Raw genomic sequence first — 15,825 nt, 5'->3', positions numbered from 1 at the left:
CGCACCACTGACAACGCCACCGGGTCGCGCGGACACCCACCGCCCGCGCGGCCGACGCGGGTGCCCTCCATTGCCTCAGAGGCTCCGCAGCACGCCCGCCACCCCGCCGATGAACGCGCTGGTCAGCGTTGCCGTGGCCAGGACGCCCAGCAGGATCCGCAGCCCGCGGGATCCGGCCTCCGGGCCGGTTCGGGCGTGTACGACCGTGGCTCCCAGGGTCAGCACCACCAGGCCGAGCAGGGACAGCGCCAGCCAGCCAAACACGGCGGCCACGCCGGTCTGTTCGTAGGTGTCAGCGGACGTCCGCCGCAGCGCGACCGTGCTGCCGACGGGCACGTCGCTGTCGACCGTGGCGTCGGTGTCCACCACGGTCCCGTCGTCGGAACGGAAGATGCCGTGGCAGTGCGGGTACCGGTGGCCTCCCGACTGGCTGTACGAGCAGGCCTGGACACTGAGCCGTCCGGACGTGCCCGCCATCCCCGTGGCGTAGGCGAGATGCGTGACCGCGAGCCAGGTCACGGCGGTGCCCGCGACGAACAGACCCGTGATCACCAGCAGGAGGCGCCTCGCCGGCATCCCTGTCCGGCGGTCCGTGTTCCGGGTGTTCGTCCGCTTCCTCATCCCGTCCCCCCGTCCCCCCATTCCCGCGCCTCGCCGGTCCCGGTCCTCCTCGACGTAAAGCAGACCCGCCGGCGCGCCCGATGGTTGCGGGCCCCCGTGGCTCCGATCGAGTGGACTTGCCGGAACGTTGATCGGACCGGAGCCCGTACCGGGGGCGCGGATGGTGCTGTTGCCGTCTGCTCCCGTGACCTGGACCTGAACCTGAACCAGAACCCGCACCTGATCCGGAAGAGGCGCCCCCCATGCGGCACAGCTCCTACCGCCGTCCCCTCGTCGCGGCACTGCTCGCGGCGACCGTGCTGGCCCCGATGACCACGACGCCCGCCGCGGCCTTCCACCCGCCGGGCGTACGACCGACCCCCGTGCACGCCACGGACAGGGACGGGTACGGCAACGACGACGAGGCGACCGACAGTCTCGGCCCGGCGCTGAGCGCCCGGCTGGACAAGGCCGTCGAGGACGTCCGTAAGCAGGCCGGCATCCCCGGTGTCGTCGTCGGTCTGTGGATGCCCGGCAAGGGCAACTACGTCCGCGCGACCGGAGTCGCCGACAAGGCCACCGGCAAGCCGATGTCCGCCGACGACTACGTGCGGATCGGCAGCGAGACCAAGACCTTCACCGTCACCGCGCTGCTCGAACTCGTCGACCGGCACCGGGTCCGGCTGGACGACCCCATCTCCCGCTACATCCCCGGCGTCCCGAACGGCCGCCACATCACGCTGCGCCAGCTCGCCGAGATGCGCAGCGGACTGTTCCCGTACACCTCCGACGCGGACTTCGAGCACGACCTGCTGAGCGACCCGCAGCGGTTCTTCACCCCGCGAGAGCTGCTCGCGTACGGCTTCAAGCACCCCAACACCTTCGCCCCGGGCACGCAGTTCGAGTACTCCAACACCAACCTCATCCTGCTGGGCCTCGTCGTCGAGAAGGTCACCGGGCGCAAGCTCCGCGACATCATCGACGAGCGGGTCCTGCGCCCGGCCCGTCTGCGCCACACGCTGTTCCCGAAGGGGAACGAGTTCCCCAAGCCGCACCCGCAGGGCTACACCGACCAGACGCTGAGCGGCGAGGTCGCGAACTCCACGAACTGGAACCCGAGCTGGGCCTGGGCCGCCGGGGCGATGATCTCGAACCTCCAGGACCTGCGGCACTGGGCCAAGGTCGTCGCCACCGGCACGCTGCTCAGCCCCGAGACCCAGGCGCAGCGCCTCAAGACGCTGCCGACCGGCTTCCCGGGAACGACGTACGGGCTCGGCATCTTCAACGCCAGCGGATGGATCGGGCACAACGGCTCCCTGCCGGGATACGAGACCGTGACCGTGTACCTGCCCTCGAAGAAGGCCACCCTGGTCGTCATGCTCAACACCGACATCACCTACCAGGGCCAGGAACCGTCCACGCTGGTCGCCAGGGCCGTCACAGAGATCGTCACTCCGGACAACGTCTACGCCGGCGCGGTCGTCACCCCCTGAGGCCCGGCCGGCGCGCGCCCGGCCCGCGGGGCTACTCCACCGCGATGCCGAAGTCCCGTACGAGTTCCGCGAGACCGCCCGGATAGCCCTTGCCGCCGAGGACGAACTTCCAGTTCCCGTCGGCACGGCGCCGGAAGGAGCCGAGGACCAGGGCGGTCTCGCCGGGCCGGCCGTCGGAGACGTCGAGCCGGTCCAGTTCGGTCAGGTCCGGGCCCAGCAGCCGGATGCCGGCGTCCGTGAAGCCGGAGAGGTCGGCGTCCGGGTCGGCCTCGGGGTCGACGGCGGCCACGAGGACGACCCGGTCGGCCTCCGTCGGCAGGGCGTCGAAGGAGACGCCGATCGCGGCCTTGTCGGGCGGCGTGGCGGGCAGCGCGGACACCGAACCGTCCGGTGTCCGCGGGTTGTTGTAGAACACGAAGTGATCGTCGCCGAGGACGCGCCCGCCCCGGCAGACGAGCGCGCAGACGTCCAGTGCGACGCCCCCGGTCCATCCCATCCCGAGGACGTTGTGGTCGTCGGGCAGCGGGGTCCCCGCCTCGGGGCGGGACGCCCCCGACGCCCGCGTAGAGGCACGCGAAGCACCCGACGCCACCGAAGACGGACGGGAAGCCCCCGAAGACGGCCGGACAGTCCCCGAAGACGGCCGGGACCGTCCCGGCCCCCGAGGCGCCTGGACCGGCCGCGTCGCATCCGGCTCCGGAACCGGCCGGGCCGCCGACGCCGCCCCCGAGCGGCCCCCGTCCCCCAGCCTCCCCCGCAGCCCGTGCCGATGCAGCAGGTCCACGAGTTCGGGGCCGGAGATGAGCTCCAGCGGCTTGCCCTCGGCGAAGGTGTGCGAGCCGGGTCCGAACCCCGACGTCGTCACCAGGACGCCCTTGTTGGCGCCCGCGTCCTGCACCGTCCCGTACAGGTCGCGTACGGCGGTGGGCGGCACGGTGTTCCGGTAACGCTTCACCTGGACGACGATCTTGCCGCCCCGGATGGGCGCCGGGTCCAGCGCGTCGACGTCCACGCCTCCGTCGTTCGAGCGCTGGGTCGTCACCGCCTGCATCCCCATGGCCCGGAACAGATCGGCCACGAGCTCCTCGAACGCGATCGGGTCCATGGCGTACAGGTCGGGATCCTCGTCACCGCCGTGGGCGACGACGCGGTTCCCGACGTCCTGGGGCCGCCGGCCGGGCCGTACGGGCGTGAGCTGGTCCGGCCGGGCCGAGAGCTGTCCGCGCAGTCCGTCGGTCAGACAACTGGCCGCGTCCACCTGGGCGAGGTGCAGGGCGAGGAACGAGGTGCGGGCGGCCCTGACGGTGGCGAGGACGATGTGGTGCGGCCGGCCCGTGGCGGGGTCGTGCCCGTCCACGAAGCCGTTCAGGACGACCGATTCGAGCGCGCCCTGTTCGTCGGCGCCGAAGAGCTCGTGCAGGACGAGCAGGACGCACTGCGCGAGGACCTCGCGGTACAGGGCCCGCCGCTGGGTCACGGGACGGGCGGTCTCCTTGTCCTGATCGGCGCCGGACAGATAGCGGACGGCCTTCGCCTCGGGGACGACGTCGTAGGCGGGAAGCTCCCAGTCGAGGACCAGTTCCCCGGCGGCCGCGTCGTAGGCGGCGGCGATCCGGCGCGGGAAGCCCTCCGGCCACGCCGACGACGAGTAGAGAGCGGCGGAGAAGTACTCGATCACGGAGTCGGGATCCCGGTGGCGGACTCCTTCGGCCACCTCGGCGACACCCGCGTTGTGCCGCCGCGCCTCCCCCAGCGTGGCGTCGGCCCACTGCTGGTACTCCCGTTGATACGAGGCCAGTTGGCGCTGCCGGTGCGCCTCGGCGGCCTGGGCGGCGTGCCAGTCGTGCTCGAAGCGGGCGCGCGCCTCGGCCTGCGCCTGCGCCCGGCGGTTCGCGGTCCAGCCGCCCTGCACCTGGTACCGGTCCATGTCCGGCATGACCACCGGCTGCGCGAGCGGGCCCGGGGCGAAGGGCTGGACCTGTTCGGGACGCAGGAGCGCGGCGGCCCGGAAGGCGGGCGCCCGGCAGCCCGCGGCGAGCAGCCCCTGAAGGGAGGCGACCTCGGCGTCCAGTTCCTCGGTACGGCGCCGCGCCTCGGCCTGCCGGTACTCGCGGTACTCCTGGGCGGCCCGCCGCTGGTGGGCCCGCGCCTGCTGCTCCGCCTGCCTGCGCCGTCTCTCGTCGAGCTCCCGCTGGCGCTGCTGCTGCCGCTGCACCTCGGCCCAGACGCCGACGAAACCCGTAGAGCGACGACTCATGAGCTGCAGGCCCTCCCCCGATGTCGGCAGCCGAACGGCCCCGTTGGTTGTCCCCACAACCATGTGTAAAAGGGTGACTCTATCCAGTAATCACCGTCCCGCACATCCGCTGGGCGGCCGCCCCCGGGAGCGGGCATTCTGGCAGGTCACCTCCGGTCGGGAAGCGCCGAGGGCGCCGCTCTCGTCGTACGACGGGAGCGGCGCCCTCGGGGGTCGTGCGCCTGTTGGTGCCGCGAAGCGGCCGGGGCTGCCGGGCCGGCCGGGACTACTGGATCGTGGCCGCGTCGATCACGAAGCGGTAGCGCACGTCGCTGGCCAGGACCCGCTCGTAGGCCTCGTTGATCTCGGACGCGTCGATCAGTTCGATCTCGGCGCCGAAGCCGTTCGCGGCGCAGAAGTCCAGCATCTCCTGGGTCTCCTGGATGCCGCCGATGCCGGAGCCCGCCAGGGTCTTGCGGCCGCCGATCACCGAGAACAGGTTGAGCCGGACCGGCTCCTCGGGCGCGCCCACGTTCACGAAGGCGCCGTCCGTGCGCAGCAGGGCGAGGTAGGCGTCCAGGTCCAGCGGTGCGGAGACGGTGGACAGGATCAGGTCGAACGTGCCGCGCAGCGCCTTGAAGGTCTCCGGGTCGCTGGTGGCGTGGTAGTGGTCGGCGCCGAGCTTCAGGCCGTCGTCCTTCTTGCGCAGCGACTGGGAGAGGACGGTGACCTCGGCGCCGAGCGCGTGGGCGATCTTGACGCCCATGTGGCCGAGACCTCCCATGCCGAGAACGGCGACCTTCTTGCCGGGGCCGGCGTTCCAGTGCTTGAGCGGGGAGTACGTGGTGATGCCGGCGCAGAGCAGCGGCGCGGCGACGTCCAGGGAGATGCCGTCGGGGATGCGCAGGGTGTAGTTCTCGTCGACGACGATCTTCTGGGAGTAGCCGCCGTAGGTGGGCTCGCCGTCCTTGCCGACGGAGTTGTACGTGCCGACGCCGCCGCCGGTGCAGTACTGCTCCAGACCGGCCTCGCAGTTGTCGCACTCACGGCAGGAGTCGACCAGGCAGCCGACGCCGACGCGGTCGCCGACCTTGAACTTGGTGACGCCGGAGCCGACCTCGGCGACGATGCCGGCGATCTCGTGGCCCGGCACCATGGGGAAGGCGGCCTTGCCCCAGCCCTCGCGGGCCTGGTGGATGTCGGAGTGGCAGATGCCGGCGAACTTGATGTCGATCAGGACGTCGTGCTCCCGGACCGCGCGACGCTCGATGGTGGTGCGCTCCAGCGGAGCCTTGGCGGCGGGTGCGGCGTACGCGACGACTGTGGTCATGCCGGAGTTCTCCTCAGGAGGGGGGTGGTAGGTGCCCGGCTGTCTCGCGTCGGGCACGGCGTCAAGCCTGCCCGATCCCGCGCGGGTCACCCAGACCACGGTTCTGCGTACGTTCGCTGGTCCTACCACTGGCGGGGTCAGGCTCCGTGTCGTACGACCGTTGATACTGGACATATGGATGAACAGCCCTCCGTGGGGCCCGCCGGTGAGGCGGCCCTCCCTCTCGACCGGCGTGCCGAGCTGAGCGAGTTCCTGCGCAGCCGCCGCGCCCGGCTGAAGCCGGAGGACGTCGGGATGCCCGACTTCGGACGGCACCGCCGGGTGCCCGGGCTGCGCCGTGAGGAGCTGGCCCAGCTCGCCGGGGTCTCCGTCGCGTACTACACGCGCCTTGAGCAGGGGCACGGACGCAACGTGTCGGCGGAGGTGCTGGACGCCATCGCGAAGGCGCTGCGGCTGACGGACGCCGAGCACAACCACCTCACGCATCTCGCGAAGCCCAAGCAGCACAAGAAGCGGCAGGCGGCGCGGCCGCAGCAGGTGCGCGGCTCCCTGCGTCAGCTTCTCGACACCCTCGACGGCGTCCCGGCGTACATCACCGGACGCCGCTCCGACGTGCTCGTGTGGAACCGGATGGCCGCGGCCGTCTTCGGGGACTGGTCGGAGCTGCCGCCGCAGGAGCGGAACTGGGCGCGGATGGTCTTTCTGCGGCCCGAGTACCGGGATCTCTTCGTGGAGTGGGAGCAGAAGGCGATCGACATCGTCTGTCTGCTGCGCATGGACGCGGGCTGTCATCCGGACGATCCGCGGCTGGCCGCGCTGGTCGGGGAGCTGTCGGTGAAGAGCGAGGACTTCCGGCGGCTGTGGGCGACGCACGACGTGAAGGAGAAGAGCCACGGGGTGAAGCTGCTGCGGCATCCGCTGGTGGGCGACCTCGCGTTGCAGTTCGAGTCGTTCCGGCTGGTCGGTGACACCGAGCTGGCGCTGGTGACGTATCACGCGGAGCCGGGGTCGAGCTCGGCCCAGGCGCTGCGGCTGCTGGCCTCGTGGGGCGAGGACGCGACCCGCGCCGGAGTGCCCTCACCCCACTGACCGCGCCCGGCCGACTCCCGGCGGGGGTCGGCGCCCGCACGGCGGCGGGCCCTGCTCACGGCTCACAACCGGCAGGTACCGCCGCACCACACGCGCCGGCGCCCGGCTCACGGCCAGTACCGCCGCACCACACGCGCCGGCGCCCGGCTCACGGCCAGTACCGCCGCACCACACGCGCCGGCGCCCGGCTCACGGCCAGTACGGCGGCACCGCGCGCGTCGGCTCACGGCTCACAACCGGCAGGTACCGCCGCACCGCACGCGTCGGCGCCCGGCTCACGGCCGGTACGGCGGTGCGGCCCCCCAGGTCCACTTCGGTACGGGCTGTTCCGCCGGGGGTGTCGCGTCCGGGCCGGAGAAGTACACGGCCAGCCTCGTGCCCCACTCGGCGTAGGCGAGGAAGGCGGAGCGGAACTCGGCGTCGGTGGGGAGCCCCGCTTCGTCGGCGGCGTCCTGGAGGAGGTTCACCCAGCGGCGGCGCTGCGGCTCCGTGATGCCCTTGCCCAGGTGCTTGGCGACCATGTGGCCGTGGCCGCCCTGGGCCTCGGTGTACGCCGGCGGTCCGCCGAAGACCTCGCCGAGCCAGAGGGCCACATGGGCGGCGTGTTCCGGCGCGAGGTCCGCGAACAGCGGCGCGAGGAGGTCGTCCTTGAGGACCTTGTCGTAGAACGCCTCGGTGAGACGGGCGAAGGCCTCGGCGCCGCCCGCCCAGGCGTAGAGGGTGGGTTCGGAGGCGCCCCGGCCGCGCACGGAGGTCGGTTTGTAGTGGCGCATCTCCTCGATGCTGCCGATGTACGGGCGGATCTCGGCGAGGAAGTCCGGGAAGAGCTCGGAGGCGCGGAAGCCCTCGATGTGGTCCTCGGTCGAGGTCCAGGTGATCCTCAGGACGAAGTGCTCGAAGTCCTCCTCGCAGCGGGCGAGTTCGTAGTCGACGCACTGCGGCGCCGCGGCGAGCTGGACGGCGGCACGGGTGTAGGCGGCCAGGAACTCGGCCGACTGCTCCTCGGGAATGCGGTACCGGATGTATTCGACTGTCGAGACGGTCATGTCTCCACACAAACACGGAAGGGCCACCGGAGGCTCTGTTTCCGGTGGCCCTTTCGCTGCGGGCTCATTCCGCGCCGCGGGGCGGCGCGCGCCGCCGCTACCGTGCCGCGTTCTCCTTGACGGTGATCAGCCCCTTGCGGATCGTCGCGAGGCGCGGGGCCTTCTTCGCGATCGCGGAGTCGTGCGTGACCATGATGAAGGTCAGGCCGTGCTCCTTCCACATGGCTTCGAGCACCTCCATGATCTCGTCGCGCATGCTCTCGTCGAGGTTGCCGGTGGGCTCGTCGGCGAGCAGCACCTTGGGCTGCTTGACCAGGGCGCGGGCGATCGCCACGCGCTGCTGCTGACCGCCCGAGAGCTCGGCGGGCAGGTGTCCGAGGCGCTCGGCGAGCCCCACGGACTCCAGGGCCGCGGCGGCCCGCTCACGCCGTTCCTTGGCCTTGACCCGCAGCGGTACGAGCGCGGTCTCGACGTTCTCCTGGGCGGTGAGCGTGGGGATCAGGTTGAAGCTCTGGAACACGAAACCGATGTTCTCGCTGCGCACCCGGGTGAGCTTCGCCTCGGACAGCTTCGCCATGTCGACGCCGTCGAGTTCGACGCTGCCGGCGGTGGGGCGGTCGAGTCCGCCGAGCATCTGGAGCAGGGTGGACTTGCCGCCGCCGGTGGGGCCCTGGATGACGAGCCGGTCGCCGTCGCCGATCGTCAGGTCGATCCCGGCGAGCGCGTTGATCGATTCCTTGCCCCGCGTATAGCGCTTGGTGACGCCTCTGAGTTCGTACATGGTGTTACTCCTGGGATACGTAAGTACGTATGGGGCGGGGCTTATTCGACGCGGCGCAGGGCGTCGGCGGGGCGCAGCCGGGAGGCGCGCCAGCCGCCGAAGGCACCGGCGATCAGGCCTCCGGCCACGGCCAGGCCCACCGCGATGACGATGGTGTTGACGCTGACGGGCGCGGTGAGCGCGACGTCGAGGGCCTTGGAGGCGCTCTGGCGGGCCGGGCCGGCGAAGCCGCCGCCCCCGCCGCCGAAGCCGCCTCCGCCCGGACCGCCACGGCCCGCGCTCGCCACCTGGGCCTGGAGGTTGGGGCTGATCTCGGTGACGACGTAGGCGCCCGCGAGGCCGAGGGCGATGCCGAGGACACCGCCGACCAGGCCGTTGACGACGGCCTCGCCGACCACCTGGCGGGTCACGCGGCTCGACTTCCAGCCGAGCGCCTTGAGGGTGCCGAACTCACGGACACGGCGGGAGACGGCGGAGGAGGTGAGCAGGCCGGCGACCAGGAACGCGGCCACGAGCACCGCGATCGACAGCCACTTGCCGACGTTGGAGGCGAGGTCGGAGGCGGTGGACAGCGAGCCGGAGACCGTGTCCGCGAGGTCGGCGGAGGTGGTGACCGTCGTGCCGGAGATGTTCTTCTGGATGGTGCTCTTGACGCCGGCGATCTGCTGCGAGTCCGAGGCCTTGACGTAGATCGTCGTGACCTTGTTCTTGGAGTCGCTGAGCGTCTGCGCCTGCTGGAGCGGGATGTAGAGGTTCGCCGCCGCGTCGCCGCTGTCGGGCGTCGCGATGCCGATGATCTTGTACTTGACGCCCTTGACGGTGACGGTGCCGTCGAGCTTGAGCTTCTTCTCCTTGGCGTACGACGTGTCCGCGACGGCCACCTTGGCGTTCGTCTCGGTGGTCTTGAACGTACGACCGCTGGTGATCTTCGACGAGGTCAGCGGGCCGAGGGCCGGCTTGGTGACGTCGGTGCCGTAGACCGAGTAGTTGTTGACGTCGAAGTTGGCGCCGCCGCCCTCGACGCGGCCCTGCGGGGACTGCTGGGCCCCGGGGCCGCCCTGCCGGTTGCCGCCGCCGCTGCTGCTGTTCGGGTCCTGCTTGAACTGGCCGCGGGTGAACTGGCCGTTGATACGGATGACCTGGAGGCTCAGGCCGCCGACGGAGTCCGCGACGCCCTTCTGCGCGTCGACCTTGGAGACGGTCGAGGAGGGCAGGGTCTGGAAGCCCTGGACCATGACGCGGTCGCTGCTCTGCTCCTTGTCGGAATCGCTGTCCTTCGCGTCGAAGTTGAAGCGGGGACGGTCGCTGGTGCTCTGGGCGGCGGCGGCCTTGGTGACCGTCATGTCGGTCCCGAGCCCGTACAGCGACTGCAGGACCTTGCCCTGGGCCTTCTCCATGCCGGAGGACACGGAACTGACCACGATGACCAGGGCTATGCCCAGGGCGAGCCCGGAGGCGACGACGAGGGCCGCCTTTCTGCGGCGGCGCAGTTCGCGCCTCAGGTAGGTGAAGAACATGCGCCGCAAGCTAGTTACGGCGCGTGATGAAGGAATAAGGCCGAAATAAGAGAAGCATGAGAAGGCTGTGGCCGGGCCCAGAAATCGTTGGGAGACGCCGATGCGGCGGCGGCCCCTGGGGGCCACCGCCGCATCGGTGTTCGCTCTCTCGCGTCCCGGCCTCGGCCGGTCCGCCGGACGGTGCCGGCCCGGTTCGGGCCGTCACGTCCCGGGTCAGACGGCCGAACCGGCCTTCCAGGCCGCCCAGTCCAGGTTCCAGCCGTTGAGGCCGTTGTCCGGGGCGATGGTCTTGTCGCCGGTGTTCTTGACGACGACGACGTCACCGATCAGCGAGTGGTTGAAGAACCACGCGGCGGGGGTGTTGGCGTCGTTGGCGCCCTTGGTGTCGGACAGACCGACACAGCCGTGGCTGGTGTTGACGGAACCGAAGATGGACTTCGCGCCCCAGTAGTTGCCGTGGATGAAGGTGCCGGAGTTCGACAGACGCATGGCGTGCGGCACGTCCTTGATGTCGTACTCGCCCTTGCCGTCGTCGTTCGTGAAGCCGACGGTCGAGCCGTCCATCCGGGTCTCCTTGAACTTCTGGGAGATCACCATCTGGCCCTGGTACGTGGTGTGGTCCGGCGCGCCCGCGGAGATCGGGATGGTCTTGACGACCTTGCCGTCCTGGGTGACCTGCATCGTCTTGGTCTTGGCGTCGACGATGGAGACCTGGTTGCGGCCGATCTTGAAGGTGACCGTCTTCTGCTGCACTCCGTAGACACCGCTCGCGCCCTGGACCCCGTCGAGGTTCAGCTTGAGGGTGACGGTGGAGCCGCCGGTCCAGTAGTCCTGCGGGCGGAAGTCCAGGCGGTTGGCGTTGAACCAGTGCCCGACGACCTCCTGGCCGCTGCTGGAGGAGACGGTGATCCCCTTCTGCACCGCGGACTTGTTGGTGATCGCCTTGTCGAAGTTGATCGAGACCGGCATGCCGACGCCGACGGTGGAGCCGTCCTCGGGCGTGAAGTTGCCGATGAAGCTGTTGGCGGGGGAGACCGTGGTGAACGACGCGTTCTCGTGGGCAGTGCGGCCCTCGGAGTCGGCGGCCTCGGCGGCGATCTTGTACGTGGTGGCGCGCTCGAGGCGGTTCAGCGGCTTCCAGCTCTTCTTGTCCGCCGATATCTGACCGGCGACGGCGGTGCCGGACGCGGTCTTCATCGTGACGGACGTGAGCGTGCCCTTGCTGACCGTGACGGCGGTGCCGTTGTTGATCGAGGCGTTGTCGGAGCCGTCCTTGGGCGTGATCTTGATCAGGGCCTCGGACGTCTTCTTGGCCGCGGCCTCGTCGACCTTGGCCTGCGACGTGGAGTCGCCGCCGCCCGACGTGCCGGCCTTGTCGTCGCCTCCGCTGCACGCAGAGAGCACCAGCACCCCGCCGAGCAGTGCGGACGCCGCCACAAGACGCCTGCGCCGCTTACTGATCGTCATCACACGCTTCTCCATCGTCGCCGATTCCCGAAAGGACCACGGGAGCCCCGTAACCACTAAGAACGCCACAACCGGTTACTCCCGTTCCACTTCCCTCGGAAGTGTGGCCCACACCACGTCCGCCCTGTCCGGGCGCAAGGACCGAGACGGTACGGAGGGTTGGTGCCGGGGGTGCGGAGGCGGCCGTGCCACGCCAGGGGCAAGAAGCCCCGGACGGCGGTCACCGGCCGGGGTCACACCCCCCGGACCGCGTCAGCCGCGCACGTCTTCCTCGTCGTCCTCTTCGGCATCATCCTCGTCGATGTCCCAATCCGGCGAATCGGGATCGTAGTCGACGGGCTCGCTGCTCCACGAGGCCTGCGCGAGCTCGACGCCGGGCACCTCGCTGACCAGGTCGAACGGGTCGACGAGATAGGCCAGGGCTTCCGCAGTGTCTTCCGTCACTGCGCCTTCCGCGTGGGCCCGTTCATCGGCCGGCATGTCCGCGTCGTCGCTGATCCGGCCCAGCGCGGCCCGGGTGACGGCGTCGGCGTCGCCGATCTCCAGGACGAGTTCTACACGAAGCCGGACAAATTGTGAGGTCTCAGGGGTACTCATGGGAGGGAGCGTACGGCCCGTGGCATGCGCGACTTTCCCACGACCCGCGCCTTTCATTAGCATCGGCCCGCACGGCCAATTCGCAAGCGCCACAAGGGGATCGATATTTCGTGTCCGCCGCACGTCGATCGTTGCTGACCGCCACCGCAGCGGGGACCCTCCTGGGTGCCCTGTGGTTCGTCCCGTCCGCCAACGCGACCCAGGACGTCCCGTCACCGGGCGCGACGGCCTCGGCGTCCGCGGCACCGGCCGTCAGCGCGACGACACGGATGTCCGCCGGTTCGGGCGACACCGGATCCCGTACGGCCTCCGACGGCAGCGCGCCGAGCGCGCTCTCCGACGGCACCGGGCCGAGCGCGCTGTCCGGTGACGACGGGACCCGGCTCGCGGACACCGGCGCCGTGGACACCACGCCCTATCTCGTCGGCGGCACGCTCTTCCTGGGCCTGGGCGCCGGATTCGTGGCCTACTCCGTGCGCCGAGAGCGCATGATTGCCTACTGAGCGCACCGACCGCATTCCGGACAACCCACGGGGAAGCCATGCGAGAGCTGAGCGAGCTGACGGACGTCGAGGAACCGGCCTGGCCCCTGCTGTCCAAGGCGCTCGCCGCCAGCGGGGTGTCCATGGAGGTTCCCCCCGTGGACCCGGACCTGGCCCGCGCGAGCCTGCTCCAACTCCAGGTCACGGCACGGTCCTGGCTGGGCGGGATGGTGCTCAACTGCGGCGGCGTGGTGCTGGACAGCGGATGGCTGCGGATCTACGGCAGCCCGGCCGAGGACTCCTCGACGGGGCTGCCGGGCGGCTCGACGGACCTGCCCTCGCTGGCCGAGGTCAACGAGTTCCCCGAGTACTTCGATCCGGCCTGGCGCCCGCGGGACGGCGGGCTCGTCGTCGGCCACGACGTGCTGGGCGGGGCGTTCGTCCTCAACGGCCCCGACCCCGAGTCGGTGGGACGTCCCGGTCGCCCCGGCGAGGTCGTGTACTTCGCGCCCGACTCACTGAAGTGGGAGTCGCTCGAAGTGGGCCACGGGGAATGGCTCCAGTGGCTCCTGCGCGAGGGCACGGACCAGTTCTACGACACGCTGCGCTGGCCCGGCTGGCGGGCCGAGTCCGGAGCCCTCACGGGCACCCAGGGGCTGTCCGTGGTGCCGTTCCTGTGGTCGGCGGAGGCGCGGCGCGACCTCATGTCGACCAGCCGCCGTGCGGTGCCGCTGGCCGAGATCCTCGGCCTGCACCGGGACTTCGCCCTGAAGCTGGACGGGGTGGACCCGGGCTTCCTCGGCGACGTCTGAACCAGCGCGGCACGGGCCGGTCACGGCTCGGCCGGCCGTGCGGGCCGATCTCCCGCCCGGGAAACGGCCGCTGACACGAAGGCCCCGCAACCCCCGGCGCCTGCCAGGGGGTTACGGGGCCACGATGTCTGAGCGGGTCGGACCCGCGCCGGTCAGGCGGCCCTGCGGCCGCCGCCCTGGGCGCCGTTCTGGCCGCCGCGCTGCGCGGCACGCCCGCGGCCGCCGGAGCGACCCGCGCCCGCGCCACCACCGGCGTCCGTACGGCGACCGGCGCCGCCGGAGGCCTCGCCACGACGACCCGCGCCGGCACCCGCGTCCGTACGACGGCTTCCGGCGCCACCGGTCTCGGTGCGGCGGCCCGCGGCCGCTCCGCCCGCTTCCGCGCGACGGCCGGCGCCGGTGCCCGTGCGGCGTCCGGCGGGCGTGCCGCCCGTCGCGGCGCCCGCGTCCGTGGCCGGACGACCGGCGCGCCTGCGGCGGGCCTGGCCGTCGGAACCGGTGCTCGCGCGTCCGGCCGTGCCGCCGTCGGCGACCGCCGGGCGGCGGGCCCCGCCACCGGTGGCACGCCGCGTCTTGGGCCGCGCCTTCGGCTGCTCGACCGGCTGCGGGACCTCGATGACGACCGGGACGCCGGAAGGCTCACGGGCGCCGGTGAGACGGGCGAGCTCCTCGTCGCTGGACTTCACGCGGGCGGTGCGCGGCGTGATGCCCGCGTCCGCCATCAGCCGCGTCATCTCACGCTTCTGCTCGGGCAGCACCAGGGTGACGACACTGCCGGACTCCCCCGCGCGGGCGGTACGGCCGCCGCGGTGGAGGTAGTCCTTGTGGTCGGTCGGCGGGTCGACGTTGACCACGAGGTCGAGGTCGTCGATGTGGATGCCGCGGGCCGCCACGTTGGTGGCGACGAGCGCGGTGACCTGACCGTTCTTGAACTGGTCGAGGGTGCGGTTGCGCTGCGGCTGGCTGCGCCCGCCGTGCAGGGCGGAGGCCCGGACACCGCTGGCGAGCAGCCGCTTGGTGAAGCGGTCGGCGCCACGCTTGGTGTCGACGAAGAGGATCACGCGGCCGTCACGGGCGGCGATGCGCAGCGCGACCGCCTTCTTGTCGGTCTCGTCGGCTACGTGGAGCACGTGGTGCTCCATGGTCGTCACCGCGCCCGCGGACGGGTCGACGGAGTGCACGACGGGGTCGGTGAGGAACATCTTGACGAGCCGGTCGATGTTCTTGTCGAGCGTGGCCGAGAAGAGCAGCCGCTGGCCGCCCGGCTCGACCTGCTTGAGCAGCGCGGTGACCTGCGGCATGAAGCCCATGTCGGCCATCTGGTCGGCCTCGTCCAGCACGGTGATCGCGACCTGGCCGAGGGCGCAGTCGCCCCGCTCGATGAGGTCCTTCAGCCGCCCGGGGGTGGCCACGAGGACCTCGACACCGCGGCGCAGCGTGCCGGCCTGGCGGCCGATCGACATCCCGCCGACGGCCGTGGCCACGCGCAGGTTGACCGCGGTGGCGTACGGCGTCAGCGCGTCGTCGACCTGCTGGGCGAGTTCGCGCGTGGGCACCAGGACGAGCGCGAGCGGGTGGCGCGGCTCGGCGCGGCGGCCGGCGGTGCGGGCGAGGAGCGCGAGCCCGAAGGCGAGCGTCTTGCCGGAGCCGGTGCGTCCCCGGCCGAGCACGTCGCGCCCGGCGAGGGAGTTGGGCAGGGTGGCGCCCTGGATGGGGAACGGCTCGGTGACGCCCTGGGCCGCGAGGGTCTTCGTCAGGGCGGCGGGCATGTCCAGCGCGTCGAAGGACTCGACCGCGGGCAGCGCCGGCGTGATCGTCTCGGGCAGGGAGAACTCCTGCGGAGGCGCGACCTTGCGGGCGCCGGCACGGCCGGCTCCCCGGCCCGCGCTCTTCGCGGAGCCGCCGGACTGCGCGGCACGTGCGTGCGCCGGCCGCTTACGGACGGGACGTTCGGATCGAGTCATGCTGGATCTGGTTTCCTTCCTGGGCCCACGGACTGCACACACAGCGCTCACCGACTGCATGAGCTGTCACAGCGCTGAGCCGGGTCCAGCACCCGAAGGTGCGGGACCCGGCTCTGGAAAAGCGCGTTCGAACTAGGCGGGAACGATGTTCTCCGCCTGCAGGCCCTTCTGGCCCTGCGTGACCTCGAAGGAGACCTTCTGGCCCTCGATGAGCTCACGGAAGCCGGAGCTGGCGATGTTCGAGTAGTGGGCGAAGACGTCGGGGCCGCCGCCGTCCTGCTCGATGAAGCCGAAGCCCTTTTCCGAGTTGAACCACTTCACGGTGCCAGTAGCCATGTTGTTCTCCTGAACAGGTAGTTGGGCCCCCATCCGGAGATGCACCGGGTAATGCCGGAGATGCCGGTAAAACAA

Annotated in this window: 14 protein-coding genes; 4 read left to right on the top strand and 10 right to left on the bottom strand. The window is 71.3% G+C overall.

Going from position 1 to position 15,825, the window contains the following annotated elements; translation table 11 throughout:
• Positions 1-75: 75 nt before the first annotated feature.
• Complete coding sequence (locus tag ACZ4TO_RS21440; protein WP_468024978.1) at positions 76-576, bottom strand: hypothetical protein; 501 nt, start codon at positions 574-576, stop codon at positions 76-78.
• A gap of 287 nt (positions 577-863) precedes the next feature.
• Here ACZ4TO_RS21440 and ACZ4TO_RS21435 point away from each other — a divergent pair, with 287 nt between their 5' ends.
• Positions 864-2,093: a serine hydrolase domain-containing protein gene (locus tag ACZ4TO_RS21435; RefSeq protein ID WP_468024977.1), complete on the top strand. Its 1,230-nt coding sequence runs from the start codon at positions 864-866 to the stop codon at positions 2,091-2,093.
• Between the two features lie 31 nt (positions 2,094-2,124).
• Here ACZ4TO_RS21435 and ACZ4TO_RS21430 read toward each other — a convergent pair whose 3' ends face one another.
• Positions 2,125-4,350: a restriction endonuclease gene (locus ACZ4TO_RS21430; RefSeq protein ID WP_468024976.1), complete on the bottom strand. Its 2,226-nt coding sequence runs from the start codon at positions 4,348-4,350 to the stop codon at positions 2,125-2,127.
• 265 nt (positions 4,351-4,615) lie between these two features.
• Entirely contained in the window at positions 4,616-5,659 is a 1,044-nt protein-coding gene (locus tag ACZ4TO_RS21425) for an NAD(P)-dependent alcohol dehydrogenase (RefSeq protein WP_382793501.1), read from the bottom strand.
• Between the two features lie 174 nt (positions 5,660-5,833).
• On the opposite strand from ACZ4TO_RS21425, the gene ACZ4TO_RS21420 reads away from it, so the two are divergent.
• Positions 5,834-6,748: a helix-turn-helix domain-containing protein gene (locus tag ACZ4TO_RS21420; protein WP_382793499.1), complete on the top strand. Its 915-nt coding sequence runs from the start codon at positions 5,834-5,836 to the stop codon at positions 6,746-6,748.
• A gap of 275 nt (positions 6,749-7,023) precedes the next feature.
• Here the strand turns inward: ACZ4TO_RS21420 and ACZ4TO_RS21415 are convergent, their stop codons facing one another.
• The 5 genes from ACZ4TO_RS21415 to ACZ4TO_RS21395 all read right to left on the bottom strand — a co-directional run bounded on the left by ACZ4TO_RS21415 (position 7,024) and on the right by ACZ4TO_RS21395 (position 12,156).
• Positions 7,024-7,794: a globin domain-containing protein gene (locus ACZ4TO_RS21415; protein ID WP_468024975.1), complete on the bottom strand. Its 771-nt coding sequence runs from the start codon at positions 7,792-7,794 to the stop codon at positions 7,024-7,026.
• Between the two features lie 97 nt (positions 7,795-7,891).
• Complete coding sequence (locus ACZ4TO_RS21410; protein WP_382793494.1) at positions 7,892-8,575, bottom strand: ABC transporter ATP-binding protein; 684 nt, start codon at positions 8,573-8,575, stop codon at positions 7,892-7,894.
• Positions 8,576-8,616: 41 nt separating this feature from the next.
• Positions 8,617-10,092, bottom strand: coding sequence for an ABC transporter permease (locus tag ACZ4TO_RS21405; protein ID WP_385045590.1), 1,476 nt, complete (start codon positions 10,090-10,092; stop codon positions 8,617-8,619).
• A 213-nt stretch (positions 10,093-10,305) separates the two neighbouring features.
• Positions 10,306-11,574: a L,D-transpeptidase gene (locus tag ACZ4TO_RS21400; protein WP_382793490.1), complete on the bottom strand. Its 1,269-nt coding sequence runs from the start codon at positions 11,572-11,574 to the stop codon at positions 10,306-10,308.
• 237 nt (positions 11,575-11,811) lie between these two features.
• Positions 11,812-12,156 (bottom strand): hypothetical protein, encoded by a 345-nt coding sequence (locus tag ACZ4TO_RS21395; RefSeq protein WP_382793487.1) that lies wholly within the window; start codon positions 12,154-12,156, stop codon positions 11,812-11,814.
• Between the two features lie 110 nt (positions 12,157-12,266).
• Here ACZ4TO_RS21395 and ACZ4TO_RS21390 point away from each other — a divergent pair, with 110 nt between their 5' ends.
• Together ACZ4TO_RS21390 and ACZ4TO_RS21385 are read left to right on the top strand one after the other, a co-directional pair.
• Positions 12,267-12,659: a hypothetical protein gene (locus tag ACZ4TO_RS21390; RefSeq protein ID WP_382793484.1), complete on the top strand. Its 393-nt coding sequence runs from the start codon at positions 12,267-12,269 to the stop codon at positions 12,657-12,659.
• A 38-nt stretch (positions 12,660-12,697) separates the two neighbouring features.
• Positions 12,698-13,450, top strand: a complete 753-nt coding sequence (locus ACZ4TO_RS21385; protein ID WP_382793481.1) for a DUF2625 family protein — start codon at positions 12,698-12,700, stop codon at positions 13,448-13,450.
• 152 nt (positions 13,451-13,602) lie between these two features.
• On the opposite strand, the gene ACZ4TO_RS21380 is transcribed toward ACZ4TO_RS21385, so the two are convergent.
• On the bottom strand, positions 13,603-15,414 hold the full coding sequence (locus tag ACZ4TO_RS21380) for a DEAD/DEAH box helicase (protein WP_468024974.1): 1,812 nt from the start codon (positions 15,412-15,414) through the stop codon (positions 13,603-13,605).
• 132 nt (positions 15,415-15,546) lie between these two features.
• Positions 15,547-15,750 carry a cold-shock protein gene (locus ACZ4TO_RS21375; RefSeq protein ID WP_361691350.1) on the bottom strand — a complete coding sequence of 68 codons (204 nt, stop codon included), beginning with the start codon at positions 15,748-15,750 and terminating at the stop codon, positions 15,547-15,549.
• Positions 15,751-15,825 lie beyond the last annotated feature (75 nt).

Source organism: Streptomyces sp. NPDC028298 (genome assembly GCF_055565895.1).
The sequence above is the reverse complement of the archived record's forward strand: the minus strand, read 5'-3'. Positions and strand labels throughout refer to the sequence as shown.